Genomic DNA, 23,487 nt, shown 5'->3' on the forward strand with positions numbered 1-23,487 from the left:
GGGCACCGTGTCCGCGTCGCCGGTGGCATCCGCCCGGCGCCGGCCGGCCGGATGCCACCGGCGACGCGGACACGGTGCCCGGTGCGGCCGACGGACGCGAACTCGCGCGCGGCATCAGCGCCTTCCAGCGCAACACCGCCCCCCTGGTCCGCGGCGAGCTGGCCCGGCTGGCCCGGGAGGGACAGCAGCCCTCCCAGCTCTTCCTGACCTGCGCCGATTCCCGGGTCGTCACATCGATGATCACCTCCAGTGGCCCCGGCGACCTCTTCGTCGTACGCAATGTGGGCAACTTCGTACCGCTGCCGGGTGACGAGGGCGACGACTCGGTGGCCGCCGCGATCGAGTACGCGGTGGACGTACTGAAGGTGCGGTCCATCACCGTGTGCGGGCACTCCGGGTGCGGGGCCATGCAGACGCTGCTCGGCGCCGAGCCCGGTGGCAGACAGACACCGCTCAAGAGGTGGCTGCGGCACGGGTTGCCGAGCCTGGAGCGCCTGCCCGAGGACGACACCCGGCCCCGGCTCGCGGGACGCGGGCCCGCCGACGCGGCCGAGCAGCTCTGCCTGGCCAACGTGGTCCAGCAGTTGGAGCACCTACGCGCCCACGAGTCGGTGTCCCGGGCCCTGGCCTCCGGCGATCTGGAACTGCACGGCATGTACTTCCACGTCGGCGAGGCCCAGTCGTACCTGCTCGCCGAGGGCGACGGGGAGGCCGTGTTCGAGCGGGTGCTGGAGACCGACCTGACCGCCTGACCTCCCGTGGGGTGTGACGGGCGTTACAGAGGCTGAACTCGGCACCGCCGACGTCCGTGGGTACGGGTGACCAGGGCCGCGAAGGGAACGCGGCGAAGGAACACGACAGGTCTAAACCAATTGCCCGTCGGCCCTTGTCACCGGCCCCCCGGGTCTGATGAGCTGTGGCCTGGGACACAACGGACAACCCTGAGAAAGGGAGATGTCGTGAGCAACGAATCCTTGGCCAACCTGCTCAAGGAAGAACGCAGGTTCGCACCCCCCGCCGACCTGGCCGCGAACGCCAACGTCACGGCAGAGGCGTACGAACGGGCCAAGGCAGACAGGCTCGGCTTCTGGGCCGAGCAGGCCCGCCGGCTGACCTGGGCCGAGGAGCCGACCGAGACGCTCGACTGGTCGAATCCGCCGTTCGCCAAGTGGTTCAGGGACGGCAAGCTCAACGTCGCCTACAACTGCGTCGACCGGCACGTGGAGGCCGGTCACGGCGACCGCGTCGCCATCCACTTCGAGGGCGAGCCCGGCGACAGCCGCGCCGTCACCTACGCCGAGCTGAAGGACGAGGTCTCCAAGGCCGCCAACGCTCTGCTGGAGCTGGGCGTGCAGAAGGGCGACCGGGTCGCGGTCTACATGCCGATGATCCCGGAGACGGCGATCGCCATGCTGGCCTGCGCCCGGATCGGCGCCGCCCACTCGGTGGTCTTCGGCGGCTTCTCCTCCGACGCCCTCGCCACCCGCATCCAGGACGCCGACGCCAAGGTCGTCATCACCTCCGACGGCGGCTACCGGCGCGGCAAGCCGTCCGCGCTCAAGCCGGCCGTCGACGAGGCCGCCGAGCGGGCCGGCATCGTCGAGCACGTGCTCGTCGTCCGCCGCACCGGGCAGGACGTCGCCTGGGACGACTCCCGCGACAAGTGGTGGCACGAGACCGTCGACCGGCAGTCCGCCGAGCACACGCCGGAGGCGTTCGACGCCGAGCACCCGCTGTTCATCCTCTACACGTCCGGTACGACGGGAAAGCCCAAGGGCATCCTGCACACCTCCGGCGGCTACCTCACCCAGACGGCGTACACGCACTGGGCGGTCTTCGACCTCAAGCCGGAGACCGACGTCTACTGGTGCACCGCCGACGTCGGCTGGGTCACCGGGCACTCCTACATCGTCTACGGCCCGCTGGCCAACGGCGCGACGCAGGTCATGTACGAGGGCACCCCGGACACCCCGCACCAGGGCCGGTTCTGGGAGATCGTGCAGAAGTACGGCGTGACGATCCTCTACACCGCGCCCACCGCGATCCGGACGTTCATGAAGTGGGGCGACGACATCCCCGCGAAGTTCGACCTGACCTCGCTGCGCGTCCTCGGCTCGGTCGGTGAGCCGATCAACCCCGAGGCGTGGGTCTGGTACCGCAAGAACATCGGCGCGGACGCGACCCCGGTCGTGGACACCTGGTGGCAGACCGAGACCGGCGCGATGATGATCACACCGCTGCCCGGTGTCACCGAGGCCAAGCCCGGCTCCGCCCAGCGCGCACTGCCCGGCATCTCCGCCACCGTCGTCGACGACGAGGCCAACGAGGTGCCGGACGGCGGGGGCGGCTACCTGGTCCTCACCGAGCCGTGGCCGTCGATGCTGCGCACCATCTGGGGCGACGACCAGCGGTTCATCGACACGTACTGGTCGCGCTTCGAGGGCAAGTACTTCGCGGGCGACGGCGCCAAGAAGGACGACGACGGCGACATCTGGCTCCTCGGCCGGGTCGACGACGTGATGCTCGTCTCCGGCCACAACATCTCGACCACCGAGGTCGAGTCGGCCCTCGTCTCCCACTCCTCGGTCGCCGAGGCGGCCGTGGTCGGCGCGGCCGACGAGACGACCGGACAGGCCATCGTGGCCTTCGTGATCCTGCGCGGCACGGCGGCGGAGTCCGAGGACCTGGTCACCGAGCTGCGCAACCACGTCGGCACCGCGCTCGGCCCGATCGCCAAGCCCAAGCGGATCCTGCCGGTGGCCGAACTGCCGAAGACCCGGTCCGGCAAGATCATGCGGCGCCTGCTGCGGGACGTGGCGGAGAACCGCCAGCTCGGAGACGTCACCACCCTGACCGACTCCACCGTCATGGACCTCATCCAGACGAAGCTCCCCGCGGCACCCAGCGAGGACTGAACCCCCTGCTCCGAGGGCACCCGGCGAAGACCCGCCGGGTGCCCTTTCCGTTTGCCGTATGGGTAGGGTGAGAAGCGCGTAAGAAAACCAACAAGATCCTCATGGTGCGCCGGGAAGTCTGGTCGGCAAGTGTTTCAGTGCTGCCCACAGACCGGAGGTCTTCCCCGTGACCGCGCCCCGCACCCCCCGCAAAGCCTTCGGACGCCTGTCCCTCCCGGAGCGGAACTACGTCGCGGAGGCGCTGCGCACCGAGACCGTCGGCGGTGTGCTGCTGCTGGTCGCCGCGGTCGCCGCACTGGTGTGGACGAACATACCGGCGCTGCACGACAGCTACGAGAGCGTCAGCGACTTCCACTTCGGCCCCGCGGCCATCGGCCTGGACCTCTCCGTCGCGCACTGGGCCGCCGACGGGCTCCTCGCGATCTTCTTCTTCGTCGCCGGTATCGAGCTCAAGCGCGAACTCGTCGCCGGTGACCTCAAGGACCCCAAGGCCGCCGCCCTCCCCGTGGTGGCCGCCCTGTGCGGCATGGCCGTACCGGCCCTCGTCTACACCGTCACCGCCACCACGAGCGGGGGTTCCCTGGCCGGCTGGGCCGTGCCCACCGCCACCGACATCGCCTTCGCGCTCGCGGTGCTCGCCGTCATCGGCACGTCCCTGCCGAGCGCCCTGCGGGCGTTCCTGCTGACGCTCGCGGTCGTCGACGACCTGTTCGCCATCCTGATCATCGCGGTCTTCTTCACCTCCGACCTGAACTTCGCCGCACTGGGCGGCGCGGTCGTCGGCCTCGGCGTCTTCTGGCTGCTGCTGCGCAAGGGCGTGCGCGGCTGGTACGTGTACGTCCCGCTCGGCCTCGTGATCTGGGGGCTGATGTACAACAGCGGCATCCACGCCACCATCGCCGGTGTCGCGATGGGCCTGATGCTGCGCTGCCACCGGCGCGAGGGCGAGGAGCACGCGCCCGGCGAGCACATCGAGCACCTGGTCCGCCCGCTGTCGGCGGGCCTGGCCGTGCCGTTGTTCGCGCTGTTCAGCGCGGGTGTGTCCATCTCGGGTGGAGCGCTCGCCGACGTGTTCACCAAGCCGGAGACCCTCGGTGTGGTGCTGGGCCTCGTGATCGGCAAGACGGTCGGCATCTTCGGTGGCACCTGGCTGACCGCGCGCTTCACCAAGGCCTCGCTCAGCGACGACCTCGAATGGGCCGACGTGTTCGCGGTGGCGACGCTGGCCGGCATCGGGTTCACCGTCTCGCTGCTCATCGGCGAGCTGGCCTTCGAGGGCGACGCGGCGCTGACGGACGAGGTGAAGGCCGCCGTCCTCACCGGCTCGCTGATCGCGGCGGGCCTGGCGACGGTGCTGCTGAAGATACGGAACGCCAAGTACCGCGGGATGGTGGCCAACGAGGAGCGGGACGACGACCTCAGCGGCGTACCGGACATCTACGAGGAGGACGACCCGGCCTACCACCTGCGCGTGGCCGCCATCTACGAGAAGAAGGCCGCCGAGCACCGCCGGATCGCCGAGGAGATGGAGGCCGCACGGCTTGCCGAAGTAAAGGGCGGGGCAGGCGATGAGGGCGGCGGTCCGGCATGATCTGACGAGACGGTACAAAAGACGGGACCGTTCGCGCTCGGACCGGACGCATCGGGGCCGAGGACGACGTCACGAAACCGTACGCAGATGAGCCAGCAGAAGAGGGAGACCGCGATGAGCGCACCCGACGGCAGCCCGGTCGGCACCGAACGCAGCATCGGCCAGCTGTTCGCCTCGGCGACCACCGAATTGTCGGCGCTCGTGCACGACGAGATCGCGCTGGCCAAGGCGCAGCTGAGGCAGGACGTCAAGCGCGGGGCGACGAGCGGCGGCGCGTTCTCCGCGGCCGGGGCCGTCCTCCTGTTCTCGCTGCCGATGCTGAGCTTCGCGCTCGCCTACGGCATCCGGACCTGGAGCGGCTGGAACATGGCCGTCTGCTTCCTGCTGTCCTTCGCGGCGAACGTCCTCGTCGCGGCCCTCCTCGCGCTGATCGGCATCGTCTTCGCGAAGAAGGCCAAGAAGGGCAAGGGCCCGCAGAAGGTCGCCGCCTCGGTGAAGCAGTCGGCGGGCGTACTGCAGAACGCCAAGCCGCACCCGCGTCCGGAGCTGCCCGCGGACCGGTCCCCCGAAGCCATCGAGGCTGTGGCACGCTCGTCCTCATGACCGGCTCCACCACCCCTTCGGGCCAGCCCCCCACCTCGGTAGTCCGGCCGGCCATGCCCGGCGGACACGAGGTGATCCACCGGGACGTCGCGGCCAACGGCGCCCGCTTCCACATCGCGGAGCTAGGCGACGGGCCGCTGGTGCTGCTGCTGCACGGCTTCCCCCAGTTCTGGTGGACCTGGCGGCACCAGCTCGTGGCGCTCGCCGACGCCGGATTCCGCGCGGTCGCCATGGACCTGCGCGGCGTCGGCGGCAGCGACCGCACCCCGCGCGGCTACGATCCCGCCGGGCTGGCCCTGGACATCACCGGGGTGGTCCGCTCGCTCGGCGAGCCGGACGCCGCGCTGGTCGGCCACGACCTGGGCGGCTACCTGGCCTGGACGGCCGCCGCGATGCGGCCCAAGCTGGTGCGGCGGCTCGCGGTCTCCTCGATGCCGCACCCCCGGCGCTGGCGCTCGGCCATGCTCGGAGACGTCCGGCAGAGTCGGGCGGGCTCCTACATCTGGGGCTTCCAGCGCCCGTGGGTGCCGGAGCGTCAACTCACCGCGGACGACGGCGCGCTGGTCGGCCGGCTGCTCCACGACTGGTCCGGGCCGCGGCTGCTGGACGAGGAGGCGGTGACGGCGTACCGGCGCGCGATGTGCGTCCCCTCCACGGCGCACTGCTCCGTCGAGCCGTACCGCTGGCTGGTGCGCTCGCTGGCCCGTCCGGACGGCATCCAGTTCTACCGCCGCATGAAGCGGCCGGTGCGCGTGCCGACCCTGCACCTGCACGGTTCGCTCGACCCCGTGATGCGGACGCGGAGCGCGGCCGGGTCCGGGCAGTACGTCGAAGCACCGTACCGCTGGCGGTTGTTCGACGGTCTCGGGCACTTCCCGCACGAAGAGGATCCGGTCGCGTTCTCGACCGAACTGATCAACTGGCTGAAGGATCCCGAACCCGATCGGTGACGGAACGAACGCGCCCCGTACCCGAACCAGAACGCTTGTCCTATGAACGGCCACTTGCCCCGCGCATAGGCCAATTGGGCGCCCGCCGAGCGGTTATCGACCTTGGGTCGGGGGCACACGTCCCGGTATGGGCTGGACGCACGACTACAACGACGTAGCACGCGACGGCCGCTCCACGAGCGGCATGAACATCCACCGACGAGGCGGCACCCCGCAACTGGCGGGTGCCGACCCACGGGTGGGCATCCCCCTCATCCTGCGCCGCCGGGCCCGCTGGGTCTCGGTACGACTGCGCCACCAACGCGGCTCGCAGGTGTAGATCTCCCGCGTGCCCCCTAGAGCGCGCAGCTGTCGCTGTCGACCTGCCGGTTGGCCGTGCGGCCCTCGCTGATGTCCTCGCGGATCTCGTCCACGGTGAGCGCGTAGCCGGTCTCGGGGTCGTCCAGGGACTTGGCGAAGACCACGCCGTAGACCTCGCCCTCGGGCGTCAGCAGGGGGCCACCGGAGTTTCCCTGACGGACGGTCGCGTACAGCGAGTAGACGTCGCGGCCGACGGTGTCGCGGTGGTAGATGTCCGGGCCGTTGGCGGTGATGCGCCCGCGGATCCGGGCTGCACGGACGTCGTACGCGCCGTTCTCCGGGAAGCCCGCGACGATCGCGCCGTCGTCGCGGCTCGCGTCCTCGTCGGTGAACCGCAGGGCGGGCGCGTCCAGTTCCGGCACGTCGAGTACGGCGATGTCGCGCCGCCAGTCGTAGAGGACGACCGTCGCGTCGTACTTCCTGCCCTCGCCGCCTATCTGCACGGTGGGCTCGTCGACGCCGCCCACCACATGGGCGTTGGTCATGACCCGGCGGTCGCCGAAGACGAAGCCGGTGCCCTCCAGGACCTTGCCGCAGTCGGGGGCGGTGCCCATGACCTTGACGATGGACCGCTTGGCGCGGTCGGCGACGGGGCTGTTCGCCAGCGCCGGGTCGGGCGGCTGCGTGTCGGGGATCGACTCGTTGGCGAACGGGCTGAAGACCTGCGGGAAGCCGTTCTGCTCAAGGGCCGACGTGAAGCTCTCGAACCAGTTCTCGGCCCCCGCGGGCAGCACCTCCTGCATACCCCCCAGCACCGTGGACTGCCGCACCTCCTTGCCGACCGTCGGCATCGTGGTCCGGGCCAGGGCGGAACCGATCAGCCAGGCGACCAGGAGCATGGCGACGACGTTGACCAGTGCGCCGCCGGTGGCGTCCAGGGCGCGGGCCGGGGACCAGGTGATGTACCGGCGCAGCTTGTTGCCCAGATGCGTGGTGAGGGCCTGGCCGACGGAGGCGCACAGGATGATGACGACGACCGCGACGACGGCGGCGGTCGTGCTCACCTCCGCGTTGTCCGTCAGTACGTCCCAGACGACCGGCAGCAGATAGACGGCGACGAGCCCGCCCCCGAGGAAGCCGGTCACCGACAGGATGCCGACGACGAAGCCCTGGCGGAACCCGACGATCGCGAACCAGACGGCGGCCAGCAGCAACAGGATGTCCAGCACGTTCACTGATTCAGGCCTCGCCTTGTCGTCTTCGGTACGCAGGCCACCCTGTCATGCGCGCCAGTCCAGCGGGACCTGCTTGTCCCGGTCCCAGGGCCGCTCCCAGCCCGCGAAGTGCAGCAACCGGTCGATGACGCCGGCGGTGAAGCCCCACACGAGTGCCGATTCGACCAGGAATGCCGGGCCGCGGTGTCCGCTGGGATGGACGGTGGTCACCCGGTTGGCCGGGTCCGTGAGATCCGCCACGGGGACGGTGAAGACCCGCGCGGTCTCGTTGGGGTCGACGACGCCGACCGGGGAGGGCTCGCGCCACCAGGCCAGCACCGGGGTGACGACGAAGCCGCTGACCGGGATGTAGAGCTTGGGCAGGGCACCGAAGAGCTGCACACCGGACGGGTCGAGCCCGGTCTCCTCCTCGGCCTCGCGCAGGGCGGCCCGAAGCGGCCCGTCGCCCCGCGGATCACCGTCCTCGGGGTCCAGGGCGCCGCCCGGGAAGGCGGGCTGGCCGGGGTGGGAGCGCAGAGAGCCGGCCCGCTCCATGAGCAGCAGCTCGGGGCCGCGGCCGGCCCGGCCCGCGCCGTCCCCGAAGAGGATCAGCACGGCGGACTGGCGGCCGGCACCGTCCGCGGGCGGCAGGAAGCGGCTCAGCTGCGTGGGCCGCACCGTCTCGACGGCCCGCACCACCGGGTCCAGCCAGTCCGGCAGACACTCCTTGCTGAGCATCGCGCCCCGCGCGTGGCCCTGCGTGTCGCTCGCCCGTGTCATCCACACCCCCGTCCTGCCGACTCCAACGCCCGACACCCCCGGGATCGTTCCGTCACGCGGACCCCAGTGGCGGTGCCGCCTTCCCGCCCGCGTCCAGGTAGGCGCGCGGGGGGTTCAGCCGCTGGCCGGGGAAGCCGCCCTTCTCGTACTTCAGCAGCTTCTTCGCCTTCTCCGGGTCCGTCTCTCCCTCCCCGTACGCCGGGCAGAGCGGGGCGACGGGGCAGGCGCCGCAGGCGGGCTTGCGGGCGTGGCAGATGCGGCGGCCGTGCCAGATCACGTGGTGCGAGAGGTCCGTCCAGTCGCTCTTCGGGAAGAGCGCGCCGACGGCGGCCTCGATCTTGTCCGGGTCGGTCTCCTCGGTCCACTCCCAGCGGCGCACCAGGCGCTGGAAGTGCGTGTCCACGGTGATGCCGGGGCGGCCGAAGGCGTTGCCGAGCACGACGAAGGCGGTCTTGCGGCCCACACCGGGCAGTTTGACCAGGTCTTCGAGGCGGCCGGGGACCTCGCCGCCGAACTCTTCCACCAGGGCCTTCGACAGCCCTATGACCGACTTGGTCTTGGCCCGGAAGAATCCGGTCGGACGGAGGATCTCCTCGACCTCCTCGGGGTTGGCGGCGGCCAGGTCCTCGGGGGTGGGGTACTTGGCGAAGAGCGCGGGGGTGGTCTGGTTGACCCGCAGGTCGGTGGTCTGGGCGGACAGCACCGTGGCCACGACCAGCTGGAACGGGTTCTCGAAGTCCAGCTCCGGGTGGGCGTACGGGTAGACCTCGGCCAGCTCGCGGTTGATCCGGCGGGCCCGGCGGACCAGGGAGGTGCGCGACTCGCCGCGCGGCGGCTTCGCGGCGACGGTCTTCGCCGGGGCGACGCCCTTGACTGCGGCGGAGGCCTTCTTGGGGGCGACGGCGGGCGTCTTGGCGGGGGCCTGCCTCTTGGCGGGGGCCTGCTTCCCGGCCTTGGCGGATGCCTGCTTCTTGGCGGGCGCGGCCTTCTTCGCGGATGCCTGCTTCTTGGCGGGCGCGGCTTTCTTCGCGGGCGCGGTGTCCTTCGCGGCGGCTGCCTTCTTCGCGGAGGCCGCCTTCTTCGCAGGGGCGGCCTTCTTCGCGGGCGCGGTCCTCTTCACGGCATCCTTCTCCGCGGTCACCCTCTTGCCAGGCGCCGCCCTTTTTGTCGCTTTTGCCGTTTTCCTACCGCCATCGGGGCCCTGTTCGCCCACAGCGGAATCGCGACGTACACCCACCCGCGCAGCCCCCTCGGCCTGTGCTCTCACCGGCGATTTGGACACCCGGCCAGCCTACGGCCCGGCACCGACATCCGCCCCGGACCCCGAAGATCGACGTCCAATTGGACCCCTGCCGCGTACCCCGGGACACCAGTGCGGCATCCTTGTGACAGATCACACTGTTTGGACTGTCCGGCAAAATGGGCACCACGGACCCCTGGTACACCGGGGGAACAAGATCCTCTGAGCCGGTCGACAAGGAGAGAACTCGTGGACGACGTTCTGCGGCGCAACCCGCTCTTCGCGGCGCTCGACGACGAGCAATCCTCGGAGCTCCGCGCCTCCATGAGTGAGGTGACCCTCGCCCGCGGCGACACCCTGTTTCACGAGGGAGACCCCGGAGACCGCCTCTACGTGGTCACGGAAGGCAAGGTCAAGCTCCACCGCACGTCCCCCGACGGGCGCGAGAACATGCTGGCCGTGGTCGGTCCCAGCGAGCTGATCGGTGAGCTGTCGCTCTTCGACCCGGGCCCGCGCACCGCGACCGGCACCGCGCTGACCGAGGTCAAGCTGCTGGCCCTCGGCCACGGCGACCTGCAGCCCTGGCTGAACGTCCGCCCCGAGGTGGCCACCGCCCTGCTGCGCGCCGTCGCGCGCCGCCTGCGCAAGACCAACGACGCCATGTCGGACCTGGTCTTCTCGGACGTCCCCGGCCGCGTCGCCCGCGCCCTGCTGGACCTCTCCCGCCGGTTCGGCGTGCAGTCCGAGGAGGGCATCCACGTCGTGCACGACCTGACGCAGGAGGAGCTGGCCCAGCTGGTCGGCGCGTCCCGCGAGACGGTCAACAAGGCCCTGGCCGACTTCGCCCAGCGCGGCTGGCTCCGCCTGGAGGCCCGCGCGGTGATCCTGCTGGACGTGGAGCGGCTCGCCAAGCGCTCGCGCTGAGCCGCCCCCGGTCGCTTCGTCAGCCGAGTGGCTGGATGAGCCCGTGCTCGTCCAGGTACTCGAGCTGCGCCCGCACCGAGAGTTCCGCCGCCGGCCACAGGGACCGGTCGACGTCCGCGTACACGTGGGTGACGACCTCGCCCGGCGTCCGGTGACCGTTCTCCACCGCCGTCTCGACCTGGGCGAGGCGGTGGGCGCGGTGCGCGAGGTAGAACTCCACGGCGCCCTGGGCGTCCTCCAGGACCGGCCCGTGGCCCGGCAGCACCGTGTGCACCCCGTCGTCGGCCGTGAGCGACCTGAGCCGGCGCAGCGAGTCCAGGTAGTCCCCGAGACGGCCGTCCGGATGGGCCACCACCGTCGTACCGCGCCCCAGGATCGTGTCGCCCGTCAGGACCGCGCGGTCGGCCGGGAGATGGAAGCACAGCGAGTCGGCCGTGTGCCCGGGCGTCGGTACGACCCTCAGCTCCAGGCCGCCGACGCCGATCACGTCGCCCGCCGCCAGCCCCTCGTCGCCCAGCCGCAGGGCCGGGTCCAGCGCCCGGACGTTCGTGCCCGTCAGCTCGGCGAAGCGCGCGGCGCCCTCCGCGTGGTCCGGGTGACCGTGCGTCAGGAGGGTCAGCGCGACGCGCTTGCCCGCGCGAGCGGCCGTGTCCACGACGTTCCGCAGGTGGACGTCGTCCAGCGGGCCCGGGTCGACCACGACGGCCAGGTCGGAGTCGGGTTCGGCGAGGATCCAGGTGTTCGTGCCGTCCAGCGTCATGGCGGAGGGATTGGGCGCCAGGACGTTCACCGCGCGTGCGGTGGCCGGTCCCGAGAGGACGCCGCCCCTCGGCTGGCCGGGCAGTGCTGCTGCGTCCGTCATGCGGTGGCTCCCCCGGTCGGGTCGGCAGGCGTCGCGGGCGCCGGCGCCGTACTCGGCACGTGCTTGGTGAACTCCTCGTGCCCCGGCCAGGAGAGGACCACCTCGTCGCCCTCCAGCCGCGCCCGCGCGAGCACCGGGGTCATGTCGCGGCCCGGCGCCGACGCCAGCGCCTCGGCCGCCGTACCGCAGGCCGCGAGCCCGCGCAGGGTCGCGACGGTCGGCGGCATCATCAGCAGCTCGCCCTTGTCGTACCCCGCCGTCGCCTCGGCCGGCGTGATCCACACCGTGCGGTCGGCCTCCGTGGAGGCGTTGCGGGCGCGCTGCCCCTCGGGGAGCACGGCCACGAAGAACCAGGTGTCGTAGCGCCGGGACTCGAACTCCGGGGTGATCCAGCGGGCCCAGGCGCCGAGCAGGTCGGAGCGCAGGACGAGACCGCGGCGGTCCAGGAACTCCGCGAAGGACAGCTCGCGGGCGACCAGGGCGGCGCGGTCCGCCTCCCAGTCTGCGCCGGTCGTGTCGCCGACCACCGAGTCGCCCGTCGGGCCGGCCAGCAGGATGCCCGCCTCCTCGTAGGTCTCCCGCACGGCCGCGCAGACGATCGCCTGGGCGCCCGCCGCGTCGACGCCGAGCCGGTCCGCCCACCACGCGCGCGTGGGGCCCGCCCAGCCGATGACGCGGTCGTCGTCGCGCGGGTCGACGCCGCCGCCCGGGTAGGCGTACGCACCCCCGGCGAACGCCATGGAGGTGCGTCGGCGCAGCATGTGGACGGCCGGACCGGCGCCGGTGTCCTTGAGGAGCATGACCGTGGCCGCGCGTTTCGGGGCGACCGGGGTGAGGGTGCCGGCCGCCAGCGCGCGGATGCGGTCCGGCCACTCCGGTGGGTACCACTGCCCGTTCGCCTGCGCATTCGCCATGGCCGGAGGCTATCCGGTGACGGGCGGATGTTCGAGTGGTCCCAGGGGCGGGACGCACGTCGGAGACGGACGCCAGGGACGGGGGTCAGGGACGGAGGTCAGCCGGGGAGGGCGGCCAGCCACTCGGTGAGCAGCCGGTTCGTCTCGTCGGGGCGCTCCTGCTGGAGCCAGTGCCCGCAGCCCTCCAGCAGGTGCGAGGCGCTGAGACCCGGCAGGGTCGTGGGGTACGCCTCGATCGCGTCGGAGAGCCAGGTCGTGGAGGCGTCCAGGGCGCCGCCGAGGAACAGGGCGGGCTGGGTGACCGGGGCGCCCGCGTGTCCCGCCAGGTCGGCCCAGTCGCGGTCCATGTTCCGGTAGCGGTTGAGGGCGCCGGTCAGGCCGGTGCGCTCGAACTCCGCCGCGTAGACGTCCAGCTCCTCCTCGGTCAGCCAGGAGGGCAGCCGCCCGGCGGCCGGGAACCGGTCGCGCAGCCTGCCGCCGGGGGCGACGAAATGCGGGTCGGGGGCCTCGGGCGGGGGCATGGTGTCGGCGGAGAGGGCGGCGTAGAAGCCGGCCAGCCAGCCGCGCACGTCGGGCTCGATCTCCGCCTCGGCGCGCCCGGGCTCCTGGAAGTAGGAGACGTAGAACTCCTGCCCGGCGAAGGGACCGGAGGGCCCGCTCATCCCCGCGAAGACGTCGCTGGGCCGCGGGCCGCCCGGCGGCGTGTACGGCACGCTCAGCAGACCCACCGCGCGGAACACGTCGGGCCGCAGCAGCGCGGAGTTCGCGGCGATGTTCGCGCCCCAGTCGTGGCCGACGACGACGGCGGAGCTCTCCCCCAGGGCCTCCACGACGGCGACGTTGTCCGCCACCAGGTCCAGCATCCGGTACGCCTCGACCGCGTCCGGCCGCGAGGAGCGTCCGTAGCCGCGTACGTCGATCGCGACGGCCCGGAAACCGGCGGCGGCCAGCGCGGGCAGCTGGCGGCGCCAGGAGTACCAGGACTCGGGGAAGCCGTGGACGAGCAGGACCAAGGGCCCGCTGCCCTGCTCCACCAGGTGGATCCGCCCCTCGGGCGAGGGCACCAGACGGTGAACGGGCTGAACGGTCCGATCCGACTGAACGGTCCGATCCGACTGAACGGTCTGATCGGTCACGGACGGCTGCGGCATGGCTCCTCCTGGCGCTTGGAACGACCGGCGCCTACGAGCGGGCCCCCGGCCTCACGCCGGTCCCGCCCCGCCCGGGGCACCGACACCGATCGTGCGGGCCACCAGGGCGAGGCGCCGAGGTTTGTTGCCGGGTCGGCAACAAACCCGATGTCTTCCGCACAGCGCTCCTGGCGGCCCGCGGCCACCCGGCTGCTACGCCTGGACCAGTTCCACCTGGATCTCGACCTCGACCGGTGCGTCCAGCGGGAGGACCGCCACGCCGACCGCGCTGCGGGCGTGGACGCCCTTGTCGCCCAGGGCCGCGCCGAGCAGTTCGCTGGCGCCGTTGATCACGCCGGGCTGGCCGGTGAAGTCGGACGCGGAGGCCACGAAGCCGACGACCTTCACCACGCGTGCGACGCGGTCGAGGTCACCGGCGACGGACTTCACGGCGGCCAGGGCGTTCAGCGCGCAGGTGCGGGCGAGTTCCTTGGCCTCCTCGGCGGTGACCTCCGCACCCACCTTGCCAGTGACCGGAAGCGTGCCCTCCACCATCGGCAGCTGCCCCGAGGTGTAGACGTACGGCCCGGACTGCACGGCCGGCTGGTACGCGGCCAGCGGGGGCACCACCTCGGGCAGCGTCAGGCCGAGCTCGGCCAGCTTCGCCTCGACGGCGCTCATGCCTGCTTCTCCCGCTTCAGGTAGGCGACGAGCTGCTCGGGGTTGTTCGGCCCGGGCACGACCTGGACGAGCTCCCAGCCGTCCTCGCCCCAGGTGTCCAGAATCTGCTTCGTGGCATGGACGAGCAGCGGCACGGTTGCGTATTCCCACTTGGTCATGCGGCCGACTCTAGCCGTTGCCCGGGACCCCTCCGCGGGCCGACCACGGCGACGTCGTCCACAGCCTCCGGCGTACTCCGCGCGCCGACTGGTTACGCTCGAATACGTGAGCAGGCTCCAGGTCGTCAGCGGCAAGGGTGGAACCGGTAAGACCACGGTGGCCGCCGCCCTCGCGCTGGCCCTCGCCGCCGAGGGGAAGCGCACGCTTCTCGTCGAGGTCGAGGGCCGCCAGGGCATCGCGCAGCTCTTCGAGACGGAGGCGCTGCCTTATGAGGAGCGGAAGATCGCCGTCGCTCCAGGGGGCGGGGAGGTGTACGCCCTCGCCATCGACGCCGAACAGGCGTTGTTGGACTACCTCCAGATGTTCTACAAGCTGGGCAGCGCCGGCCGGGCCCTGAAGAAGCTCGGCGCGATCGACTTCGCGACCACCATCGCGCCGGGAGTCAGGGACGTCCTCCTGACCGGCAAGGCGTGCGAGGCGGTCCGCCGCAAGGAAAAAAACGGACGTTTCGTCTACGACTACGTCATCATGGACGCCCCGCCGACCGGCCGCATCACCCGGTTCCTCAACGTGAACGACGAGGTGGCGGGCCTCGCGAAGGTCGGCCCGATACACAATCAGGCGCAGGCCGTGATGCGGGTGCTGAAGTCGCGGGAGACGGCCGTGCACCTGGTGACGCTGCTGGAGGAGATGCCCGTCCAGGAGACCGCCGACGGCATCGCGGAGCTGCGGGCGGCACGTCTCCCGGTGGGCCGGGTCGTCGTCAACATGGTCCGGCCCGAGGTGCTGGACGCCACCGACCTGGACCTCGTACGGAGCACCCCGCGCGGGGCTCTGGCGCGGTCCCTGTCCGGCGCCGGACTCGGCGGGGCGCGGCGCGGCGGGCATGCCGAGCGGCTGGTGGACCCGTTGCTGGCGCAGGCCGAGGAGTACGCCGAGCGGTACGCGCTGGAGCAGGAGCAGCGGTCCGTCCTGACCGACCTCGGCCTGCCGCTGCACGAGCTACCACTGCTCGCCGAGGGCATGGACCTCGCGGGCCTGTACGAACTCGCCACCGAGCTGCGGAAGCAGGGGATCGCATGAGTCCGGACCCGGCCGCCCGGCCCCAGGAGGGCGCGCGGCGCCTCTCCCACGCGCGCGTGCTCGACGTCGACCCGCTGCTGGAGGACCCGGAGACCCGCATCGTCGTGTGCTGCGGCGCGGGCGGGGTCGGCAAGACGACCACCGCGGCGGCCATGGGCCTGCGCGCGGCCGAGCGGGGCCGCAAGGTGGTCGTCCTGACCATCGACCCGGCCCGGCGGCTCGCCCAGTCGATGGGCATCGACTCGCTGGACAACACACCGCGCCGGGTGAAGGGAGTCGACGACTCGGCGGGCGGTGAGCTGCACGCCATGATGCTCGACATGAAGCGCACCTTCGACGAGATCGTCGAGGCGCACGCGGATCCCGAGCGGGCGGCGGCGATCCTGGGCAACCCCTTCTACGCGTCACTCTCGGCGGGCTTCGCGGGCACGCAGGAGTACATGGCGATGGAGAAGCTGGGGCAGCTGCGGGCGAGGGACGAGTGGGACCTCATCGTCGTCGACACGCCGCCGTCCCGTTCGGCGCTTGACTTCCTGGACGCTCCCAAGCGCCTCGGGTCCTTCCTGGACGGCAAGCTGATCCGGGTCCTGCTGGCACCCGCGAAGGTCGGCGGCCGGGCCGGCATGAAGTTCCTCAACGTCGGCATGTCGATGATGACCGGCGTCCTGGGGAAGGTGCTGGGCGGGCAGTTCCTGAAGGACGTGCAGACCTTCGTGGCGGCGATGGACTCCATGTTCGGCGGGTTCCGTACGCGCGCGGACGCGACGTACAAGCTGCTCCAGGCGCCCGGCACGGCGTTCCTCGTGGTCGCGGCCCCGGAGCGGGACGCGCTGCGCGAGGCCGCGTACTTCGTGGAGCGGCTGGCGGCCGAGGACATGCCGCTGGCCGGTCTGGTGCTCAACAGGGTCCACGGCAGCGGCGCCGACCGGCTGTCGGCCGAGCGGGCGCTCGCCGCCGCGGAAAATCTTGAGGATCCCCGCATTGTGGATCAGGGCGGCGGGAAAGCTGGAAATCGTAACTCTCCCGACACGTACGGAAGTTCAGACACCCACGAAGACGACGCACCGGAAGCGGCGACGCCGGACGCGGCCCCGCCGGATACAGCCGCACAGGACGCGGGAACGCAGGACCCGGACACGCCGGACGTGGGCACGCCGACCGCGGACACGCCGGAGCGGTCGGTGGACCAGCTGGCCTCGGGCCTGCTGAGGCTGCATGCGGACCGGATGCACCTGCTCGCCCGTGAGCAGCGCACGCGCGACCGCTTCACCGCGCGTCATCCCGAGGTGGCGGTCACCGAAGTGGCCGCGCTCCCCGGTGACGTGCACGACCTCGCGGGCCTGCGGGACATCGGGGTCCGTCTCTCGACGGTCCACCCCGAACTTCCGGAGACGGACGTCTGACTCCGGCCGGGGCGTCCGAGGAGCCAGGAGCGCCGGCTCAGCCCACGGCCATGTAGTTCTCGTACACCTCGTCGTCGTCGAGAGGCAGGATGCCGGCCCCCCGCTCGTACTCCGTCCGCGCCGTCTCCAGCAGCCGACGCCAGGACGTCACGGTGGGCCGCCTGCGCAGCAGTGCGCGGCGCTCCCGCTCCGTCATGCCTCCCCACACGCCGAACTCGACGCGGTTGTCCAGCGCGTCGGCCAGGCACTCGGTCCGCACCGGGCACCCGGTGCACACCGCCTTGGCCCTGTTCTGCGCTGCTCCCTGAACGAACAGTTCGTCCGGATCGGTAGTGCGGCAGGCGGCCTGCGCACTCCAGTCGGTTACCCAGCCCATACCGGCGCCGTCCTCTCCCGAATCGAGGCTCCCCCACGGCGGCAGCGGCATATTCACCGCCGCCAGTTGAGGACGTTACGGAAGGTGGGCACAGCGCAACACCCCCTTCGGGCCCAATCTTGAATGGCCCGAACGGACTATGGGTAAGCGGCAGATCACCCGGGGGAGTGAGCTGGCGACATGCGTGACGATCCCGACATTCGGGTCATCTCTCTTGCGCCACAACGGACACCGATTGACACACAAGGCGGATTCGGACACGTCATCCACACGCCGTGGCACGCGCCGGCACACACCAACACGCCCCCACTGGGGGCCCTCAGAAAAAAACCGAGCGGATCCGGAACGATTCGGGGTCGCCGGACGTATTGATACGTGGCCGCACTGCTGTGACAGTTGAGTGCAGCTTAGGCCAAGGCATATACGCGTGTCCGGCGAATGAGAACGTAGGCTGCCTCCATGCCAAAGAAGCGCTCGGGCGGTGGTCTGTCGCCAACGCAGCAGGCCGCCAAGTTCCTCGGTGTCAGTGTGCTCGCGGGAGCGGTGCTGGCCGGCATCGCGCTGCCCGCCGTAGGCGCGCTGGGGCTCGCGGCCAAGGGGTCGGTGGAGGGCTTCGACGCCCTCCCGGCCAACCTGAAGACTCCGCCGCTGAGCCAGCGCACCGCCATCCTCGACGCCGAGGGCGGCACCATCGCCACGGTCTACTCGCGCGACCGCACGGTGGTCGACCTCAAGGACATCTCGCCGTACATGCAGAAGGCGATCGTCGCGATCGAGGACTCGCGCTTCTACCAGCACGGCGCGATCGACCTCAAGGGCGTCCTGCGCGCGCTCAACAAGAACGCGCGCAGCGGTGAGGTCTCCGAGGGCGCGTCCACCCTCACGCAGCAGTACGTCAAGAACGTCTTCGTGGAGGAGGCAGGCGACGACCCGACGAAGGTCGCCCAGGCCACCCAGCAGACCCTCGGCCGCAAGATCCAGGAGCTGAAGCTCGCGATCCAGGTCGAGGAGGAGCTGGGCAAGAAGAAGATCCTCGAGAACTACCTGAACATCACCTTCTTCGGCCAGCAGGCGTACGGCGTCGAGGCCGCCGCCCAGCGCTACTTCTCCAAGTCCGCCAAGGACCTGAACATCCAGGAGTCCGCTCTCCTGGCCGGCATCGTCCAGTCACCCAGCCGGTACGACCCGGTCAACGACGAGGCCGAGGCCACCAAGCGGCGCAACACCGTTTTGACGCGGATGGCCCAGGTCGGCGACATCTCCCAGGCGGAGGCCGACAAGGCGAAGGAGGCCCCGCTCGGGCTGAAGGTCAGCCGGCCCAAGAACGGCTGCATCACGGCCGTGAAGAACGCCAGCTTCTTCTGCGACTACGTGCGCGAGGTCTTCCTCAGCGACAAGGTCTTCGGGAAGACCCGCCAGGACCGGGCCAAGATCTGGAACCAGGGCGGCCTGACCATCCGTACGACGATGGACCCGCAGGCCCAGGAATCGGTCCAGCAGTCGCTCAAGGACCACGTCAACAAGTCGGACTCGGTCGCCGCGGCGAGCACGCTGGTCGAGCCCGGCACCGGCAAGATCGTCGCGATGGGCCAGTCGAAGCCGTACGGCTACGGCAAGAACGAGACCGAGTACAACTACTCGGTCGACGCGGCCTACGGCGGCTCCAACTTCGGCTTCCCGACGGGTTCGACGTTCAAGCCGTTCCTGGCGGCCGCGGCGCTGGAGCAGAACGTACCGCCGACGAAGGAGTACTCGTCGCCGTACGACATGGACTACCCGAGCCCCATCCAGACCTGCGACAAGCCCTGGATCAACGACAAGAACTACCGCGTGGAGAACGAGAACGAGTCGGAGGTCGGTCCGTACCGCCTGAAGGAGGCGATGGCCAAGTCGGTCAACACCTACTTCGTGCAGATGCTCGCCGAGATCGGCCTGTGCCCGGTGTCCGAGATGGCGGACAAGCTCGACGTCCACCAGGGCAACGGCGACAAGCTCCCGCAGAACCCGTCCGCCCTCGCCCTCGGCTCGGTCGGTATGTCCCCCCTGACGATGGCGAGCGCCTACGCGACCTTCGCCTCGCGCGGCATGCACTGCACTCCGGTCGCGATCGAGTCGATCACACAGAAGGTCGGCAACAAGCAGACGTCGCTCGAGGTGCCGAAGTCCACCTGCTCCCGGGCCATGACCGAGAAGACCGCGGACAGCGTGAACACGCTGCTGCAGGGTGTGGTCGACTCCGGTACGGGTAAGGAGGCCGGTCTCAGCGACCGCGCCAACGCGGGCAAGACCGGTACGACCGACGAGCGGAAGAACGCCTGGTTCGTCGGCTACACGCCGAACATGTCGGGCGCCGTCTGGGTCGGCAGCGCCACCCAGAAGGTCGAGATGAAGAACATCACGATCGGCGGCGTCTACCACCCGCTCGTCTTCGGTGGCGCGGTTCCCGGTCCCATCTGGAAGGACGCCATGACCGGCGCCCTGGCCGGCAAGGACTCCCCCTCCTTCAACCTCGTCGACATCCCGGACGGCGAGAAGGAGAAGGACAGGGACAAGGGCCGCGACGAAGGGGCCGAGGACCCGGGCCAGGACGACGGGAACAACGGCGACGACGGCGGCTTCATCGGCGGCCTGATCGACGGCGGCACCGGCAACGGCGGGTCGGACAACGGCGGTGGAGGCAACGGCGGCGGGGACGGCGGCTTCCCCGGGAACCTGATCCAGGGACCGGGGAACGGGCCGGGCGGACGCGACTGAGGCCGCACGCGTAACGAGTGAGGGCGCCCTCCGCTTTTCGCGGAGGGCGCCCTCACTCGTTCACTCGTTGCGGGCTGGGGCAGGGCTCAGCCGGCGAGCGTCCTCTTGACCGCGGCGGCGACCCGGCCGCCCTCGGCCAGTCCGGCGACCTTCGGGTTGACGATCTTCATGACGGCGCCCATGGCCCGCGGCCCCTCGGCACCGCCCGCCTTCGCCTCCTCGACGGCCTGCGCGACGATCGCGTTCAGCTCGTCGTCCGACAGCTGCTTCGGCAGGTACGCGGCGAGCACCTCGCCCTCAGCCTTCTCCCGCTCGGCGCTCTCGGCACGACCCCCCTGCGCGAAGGCCTCGGCGGCCTCCCGGCGCTTCTTCGCCTCTCGGGTGATCACCTTCTGCACCTCGTCGTCGGAGAGCTCCCGCTTCTCCTTCCCCGCGACCTCCTCCTTGGTGATCGCGGCGAGCGTCAGCCGGAGCGTCGAGGAGCGCAGCTCGTCACGCTCCTTGATCGCGGCGTTGAGGTCGGCGTGCAGCTTCGACTTGAGCGTGGTCATGGACCTGATTGTCGCAGGTACGGCCGGACGATCGCCCGCCGATTTAACGGCGGGCGCCGATCGGCCCCACGGACGGTCGGCCCGTGGCCCGTGTTCGGCCCATCGCCCGCGCTTCTGACACGATGGACATATGCGCGCGCGATACGGAGTGCCCCTGGGAATCACGGCGGTTGGCGCCGCCGGTCTGGTCTACGCGGCGGGGATCGAGCCCCGCTCGTTCCGCCTCCGACGGGTGACGGTCCCCGTCCTGCCCGCCGGCATGGGCCCGCTGCGTGTGCTCCAGGTCTCCGACATCCACATGGTCGGCGGCCAGCGCAAGAAGCAGCGCTGGCTACGCTCCCTGGCCGGCCTGCGCCCCGACTTCGTGATCAACACGGGCGACAACCTGTCCGACCCGGAGGGCGTCCCCGAGGTCCTGGACGCCCTGGGCCCGCTGATGGAGTTCCCGGGCGCCTACGTCTTCGGCTCCAACGACTACTACGGCCCCAAGCTCCGCAATCCCGGCCGGTACCTGACCGAGAAACTCCAGGGCCGTCACGGCCTCAACGGCAACCCGCCCGCCGTGGGCGTCGTCCACAACCCGTGGGAGGACCTGCGCGACGGCTTCGACGCCGCGGGCTGGCAGAACCTCACGAACACGCGCGGCACGCTCAAGATCGAGGGCATGTCCGTCGAGCTGACCGGCCTCGACGACCCGCACATCAAGCGGGACCGGTACGCGGAGGTCGCGGGCGGCCCGTCGGGCACGGCCGACTTCTCGATGGGCGTGGTGCACGCGCCGTACCTGCGCGTCCTGGACGCCTTCGCGGCGGACGGCTACCCCCTGATGCTGGCCGGCCACACGCACGGAGGCCAGCTGTGCATCCCGTTCTACGGCGCGCTGGTCACCAACTGCGACCTGGACACGGACCGCGTGAAGGGCCTGTCCACGCACACGGCGGAGGGCCGCACGTCCTACCTCCACGTCTCCGCAGGCTGCGGCGCGAGCCGCTACACCCCGGTCCGCTTCTTCTGCCCACCGGAGGCGACGCTGCTGACGCTGGTGGCGCGGGGGCGGTAGAGGGGCGCGGCCCGGGGAGGGCGGCGGGCGGGCTGGCCGGGTAACCCGCGTAGCCCAGGTATCCCGGGCGGGCCGGGTAACCCACACGGCCCACCCGCATAGCCCGATATGTCCGGTCTGCCTAGCGTGAGGCCATGACAGCCCCGATACCCAGGGACATCCCGGACCTCCCCCCGATCCCGGGTCACCGCGCCCTGCTGCCCACGGTCGTACCGGCGACGGCCGTCGTGACCCCCGTACGCCGCAGGCTGATCGCGGTCTTCCGCCTCCTCACCGCCCTCCTGGCGCTGACCGGAGTGACGATCGAGCTGCTCGTGGGCGGCCCTGTCCTGAAGACCCTGAGCCACTTCACGATCCAGAGCGGCCTCCTGCTGGCGCTGGTCATGATCGCGTCCGCACGCTGCGCCTGGTCCGCCCACCACCCCCTGCCGGGCGCGGTGACGGGTGCGGCCCTGCTCTACGTCGCCACCGCCGGCCTGGTCCACCACCTGCTCCTGACCAACGCGGCGAGCCCCTTCGTCGCACCGGACGGCGCCGGCGCGGGCTGGCAGACGGCCGCGACCCACATCCTGCACACGGCGGTCCCGGTCGCCGCGGCCCTGGACTGGCTCCTCCTCACCGTCCCCGGCCGCCTGCACCTGCGCCAGGCCCCCACGTGGCTCCTCTACCCCCTGGCCTACCTGGCCTTCACCCTGGCCCGCGGCGAGCTGCTGCTCCCCGGCACGCAGGACCGCTACCTCTACCCCTTCCTCGACGTCGACCAGCACGGCTTCAAGGGAGTCCTGGGCAACGCCCTCCTCGTCGGCCTGGCCCTCTACGCCCTGGCCGTCCTCCTCATCACCCTCGACCACATCCGCCCGAACCCACTCCGCCGACCCCGCTAAACCGGATTTCGTCTCCGGCCACCGGTGGGCTAAAGTAAACGACGTCGCCGCGACGAGCAGCGACGATCGGGGTGTGGCGCAGCTTGGTAGCGCGCTTCGTTCGGGACGAAGAGGTCGTGGGTTCAAATCCCGCCACCCCGACACAGGTCAGAGGCCCAATCGCTTGATCGCGATTGGGCCTCTGTCGTGCTCAGGGGGCCAAACAGAGGGCCAAACGACTTTGGTCAGGCCACCGCATCGCCCTCTCCCTCGCCCTCCCCCTGCTGGTCCTCAGCGAAGATGTCGTCCATCGCTTCCGCGCCCTGCATGATCACGGTCGAAGCTGCTTGCGGTAGACCGCCTCCGTGGTCGCCTGACTGCTGTGACCGACCAAGAGCGCGATCCGCTCCAACGGAATGCCGTGATCGGAGAGCAGGGAAACGAAGCTGTGCCGGAGTTCCCGCGGGGTCCACTCCGGCTTCAGTCCGGCCCTCTTCACGATGCCTTCGAAGTCCCGCCGGACATTGGCCGCGTCGAGCGGCTCACCGGATCGGGTCGTGAAGACACGGCCGGCCGGGCTCCCCTCCATCCCTCTCGATGCCCGCTCCTGCTTCTGCCAGCGCTTGTGCTCTTCGAGGACGTCCACCACCTGTTTCGGCAGAGCGATGGTCCGGCGGCTCTTCCTGGTCTTGGTCTCACCGTGCTTGCGCACCGAACGCCAAACGGCGACGTGAGGCGGGATGCCGTCCGTCGTTTCCAGGAAGCCGTGATCCCAGGTGAGGGGCCGTGCCTCTTCCGTGCGTACCCCGCTGAGGAGCGAGAGCACGAGGTAGGCGTACAGCCGTGAGGGACGCGGCGATGAGCACGGCCTTCGCCTGGTCCCCAGTGCCTTGCTCGGTCGACTGGGACGCCCCTCCGGCGCGGTGACGAGTAGGGCGACGTTCCGCGCCGCCTTGTCCCTGCGTTGAGCGTGCGCGACCGGGCGGCGCAGGATGGCGAGCAGGTCACGCAGACTCCTCGTCGCGACGATGGTGCCCTTTTCGTCACGGCCCTTGAGGCCACGCTCCAGCCAGTCGTAACCGCATCGGCCACGGTGTAGTTGGCCGGCGCTTTGACGCCGGTCTGCATCTCCTT

General features: G+C 70.9%; 23 protein-coding genes and 1 tRNA gene. 13 read left to right on the plus strand and 11 right to left on the minus strand.

Annotated features, from left to right (window positions below; translation table 11 throughout):
• From DMH12_RS20725 to DMH12_RS20750, 6 genes are all read left to right on the plus strand, one after another.
• On the plus strand, nt 1-752 hold a 752-nt coding region (locus DMH12_RS20725), incomplete at its 5' end, for a carbonic anhydrase (protein ID WP_312023952.1).
• A gap of 207 nt (nt 753-959) precedes the next feature.
• Nucleotides 960-2,915 carry an acetate--CoA ligase gene (acs, locus tag DMH12_RS20730; protein WP_125493013.1) on the plus strand — a complete coding sequence of 652 codons (1,956 nt, stop codon included), beginning with the start codon at nt 960-962 and terminating at the stop codon, nt 2,913-2,915.
• Nucleotides 2,916-3,081: 166 nt separating this feature from the next.
• Entirely contained in the window at nt 3,082-4,506 is a 1,425-nt protein-coding gene (gene nhaA, locus DMH12_RS20735) for a Na+/H+ antiporter NhaA (protein WP_125493014.1), read from the plus strand.
• Between the two features lie 114 nt (nt 4,507-4,620).
• Nucleotides 4,621-5,109 (plus strand): phage holin family protein, encoded by a 489-nt coding sequence (locus tag DMH12_RS20740; protein WP_053142649.1) that lies wholly within the window; start codon nt 4,621-4,623, stop codon nt 5,107-5,109.
• Nucleotides 5,106-6,059 carry an alpha/beta fold hydrolase gene (locus tag DMH12_RS20745; protein ID WP_125493015.1) on the plus strand — a complete coding sequence of 318 codons (954 nt, stop codon included), beginning with the start codon at nt 5,106-5,108 and terminating at the stop codon, nt 6,057-6,059. Before DMH12_RS20740 ends, DMH12_RS20745 begins: the two co-directional genes overlap by 4 nt.
• 127 nt (nt 6,060-6,186) lie before the next feature.
• Nucleotides 6,187-6,378, plus strand: coding sequence for a hypothetical protein (locus tag DMH12_RS20750; RefSeq protein WP_122616800.1), 192 nt, complete (start codon nt 6,187-6,189; stop codon nt 6,376-6,378).
• Nucleotides 6,379-6,394: 16 nt separating this feature from the next.
• On the opposite strand, the gene DMH12_RS20755 is transcribed toward DMH12_RS20750, so the two are convergent.
• The 3 genes from DMH12_RS20755 to nth are packed head-to-tail and all read right to left on the minus strand — an operon-like array spanning nt 6,395 to nt 9,473.
• A complete protein-coding gene (locus tag DMH12_RS20755; protein WP_125493016.1) occupies nt 6,395-7,594 on the minus strand; it encodes a MarP family serine protease in 1,200 nt (399 codons plus the stop codon).
• A gap of 45 nt (nt 7,595-7,639) precedes the next feature.
• Complete coding sequence (locus DMH12_RS20760; protein WP_125493017.1) at nt 7,640-8,353, minus strand: CoA pyrophosphatase; 714 nt, start codon at nt 8,351-8,353, stop codon at nt 7,640-7,642.
• A gap of 52 nt (nt 8,354-8,405) precedes the next feature.
• Nucleotides 8,406-9,473: an endonuclease III gene (gene nth, locus DMH12_RS20765; RefSeq protein ID WP_185832441.1), complete on the minus strand. Its 1,068-nt coding sequence runs from the start codon at nt 9,471-9,473 to the stop codon at nt 8,406-8,408.
• A gap of 369 nt (nt 9,474-9,842) precedes the next feature.
• On the opposite strand from nth, the gene DMH12_RS20770 reads away from it, so the two are divergent.
• Nucleotides 9,843-10,517, plus strand: a complete 675-nt coding sequence (locus DMH12_RS20770) for a Crp/Fnr family transcriptional regulator (protein ID WP_122616797.1) — start codon at nt 9,843-9,845, stop codon at nt 10,515-10,517.
• 19 nt (nt 10,518-10,536) lie between these two features.
• Here DMH12_RS20770 and DMH12_RS20775 read toward each other — a convergent pair whose 3' ends face one another.
• The 5 genes from DMH12_RS20775 to DMH12_RS20795 all read right to left on the minus strand — a co-directional run bounded on the left by DMH12_RS20775 (nt 10,537) and on the right by DMH12_RS20795 (nt 14,262).
• On the minus strand, nt 10,537-11,379 hold the full coding sequence (locus tag DMH12_RS20775; RefSeq protein ID WP_125493018.1) for an MBL fold metallo-hydrolase: 843 nt from the start codon (nt 11,377-11,379) through the stop codon (nt 10,537-10,539).
• Nucleotides 11,376-12,293 carry an NUDIX domain-containing protein gene (locus DMH12_RS20780; protein ID WP_125493019.1) on the minus strand — a complete coding sequence of 306 codons (918 nt, stop codon included), beginning with the start codon at nt 12,291-12,293 and terminating at the stop codon, nt 11,376-11,378. The genes DMH12_RS20775 and DMH12_RS20780 overlap by 4 nt, the downstream gene beginning before the upstream one ends.
• Nucleotides 12,294-12,391: 98 nt before the next feature.
• Nucleotides 12,392-13,444, minus strand: coding sequence for an alpha/beta fold hydrolase (locus DMH12_RS20785; RefSeq protein ID WP_399188120.1), 1,053 nt, complete (start codon nt 13,442-13,444; stop codon nt 12,392-12,394).
• 192 nt (nt 13,445-13,636) lie between these two features.
• Nucleotides 13,637-14,104, minus strand: a complete 468-nt coding sequence (locus tag DMH12_RS20790) for a RidA family protein (RefSeq protein WP_125493020.1) — start codon at nt 14,102-14,104, stop codon at nt 13,637-13,639.
• Complete coding sequence (locus DMH12_RS20795) at nt 14,101-14,262, minus strand: DUF4177 domain-containing protein (RefSeq protein ID WP_003975360.1); 162 nt, start codon at nt 14,260-14,262, stop codon at nt 14,101-14,103. The genes DMH12_RS20790 and DMH12_RS20795 overlap by 4 nt, the downstream gene beginning before the upstream one ends.
• Before the next feature lie 106 nt (nt 14,263-14,368).
• Here DMH12_RS20795 and DMH12_RS20800 point away from each other — a divergent pair, with 106 nt between their 5' ends.
• Nucleotides 14,369-15,346, plus strand: a complete 978-nt coding sequence (locus DMH12_RS20800; protein WP_125493021.1) for an ArsA-related P-loop ATPase — start codon at nt 14,369-14,371, stop codon at nt 15,344-15,346.
• On the plus strand, nt 15,343-16,749 hold the full coding sequence (locus DMH12_RS20805; protein ID WP_125493022.1) for an ArsA family ATPase: 1,407 nt from the start codon (nt 15,343-15,345) through the stop codon (nt 16,747-16,749). The genes DMH12_RS20800 and DMH12_RS20805 overlap by 4 nt, the downstream gene beginning before the upstream one ends.
• A gap of 37 nt (nt 16,750-16,786) precedes the next feature.
• Here the strand turns inward: DMH12_RS20805 and wblA are convergent, their stop codons facing one another.
• Complete coding sequence (wblA, locus tag DMH12_RS20810; protein ID WP_064729040.1) at nt 16,787-17,125, minus strand: transcriptional regulator WblA; 339 nt, start codon at nt 17,123-17,125, stop codon at nt 16,787-16,789.
• Between the two features lie 459 nt (nt 17,126-17,584).
• On the opposite strand from wblA, the gene DMH12_RS20820 reads away from it, so the two are divergent.
• Entirely contained in the window at nt 17,585-19,879 is a 2,295-nt protein-coding gene (locus tag DMH12_RS20820) for a transglycosylase domain-containing protein (RefSeq protein WP_125493023.1), read from the plus strand.
• An 86-nt stretch (nt 19,880-19,965) separates the two neighbouring features.
• On the opposite strand, the gene DMH12_RS20825 is transcribed toward DMH12_RS20820, so the two are convergent.
• Nucleotides 19,966-20,430: a GatB/YqeY domain-containing protein gene (locus DMH12_RS20825; protein WP_125493024.1), complete on the minus strand. Its 465-nt coding sequence runs from the start codon at nt 20,428-20,430 to the stop codon at nt 19,966-19,968.
• Between the two features lie 130 nt (nt 20,431-20,560).
• Between DMH12_RS20825 and DMH12_RS20830 the strand changes: the two genes are divergently transcribed.
• The 3 genes from DMH12_RS20830 (at nt 20,561) to DMH12_RS20840 (ending at nt 22,515) form a co-directional block, all read left to right on the plus strand.
• Nucleotides 20,561-21,490, plus strand: coding sequence for a metallophosphoesterase (locus DMH12_RS20830; RefSeq protein ID WP_125493025.1), 930 nt, complete (start codon nt 20,561-20,563; stop codon nt 21,488-21,490).
• 134 nt (nt 21,491-21,624) lie between these two features.
• Entirely contained in the window at nt 21,625-22,374 is a 750-nt protein-coding gene (locus DMH12_RS20835) for a Pr6Pr family membrane protein (protein WP_125493026.1), read from the plus strand.
• Nucleotides 22,375-22,441: 67 nt separating this feature from the next.
• A tRNA-Pro gene (locus tag DMH12_RS20840) sits at nt 22,442-22,515 on the plus strand.
• Between the two features lie 169 nt (nt 22,516-22,684).
• Here the strand turns inward: DMH12_RS20840 and DMH12_RS40305 are convergent.
• Complete coding sequence (locus DMH12_RS40305; RefSeq protein ID WP_312023953.1) at nt 22,685-23,179, minus strand: site-specific integrase; 495 nt, start codon at nt 23,177-23,179, stop codon at nt 22,685-22,687.
• Nucleotides 23,180-23,487: the final 308 nt, after the last annotated feature.

This window comes from Streptomyces sp. WAC 04229, from assembly GCF_003947455.1.
In the GTDB taxonomy this organism is placed as follows: Bacteria; Actinomycetota; Actinomycetes; order Streptomycetales; family Streptomycetaceae; genus Streptomyces.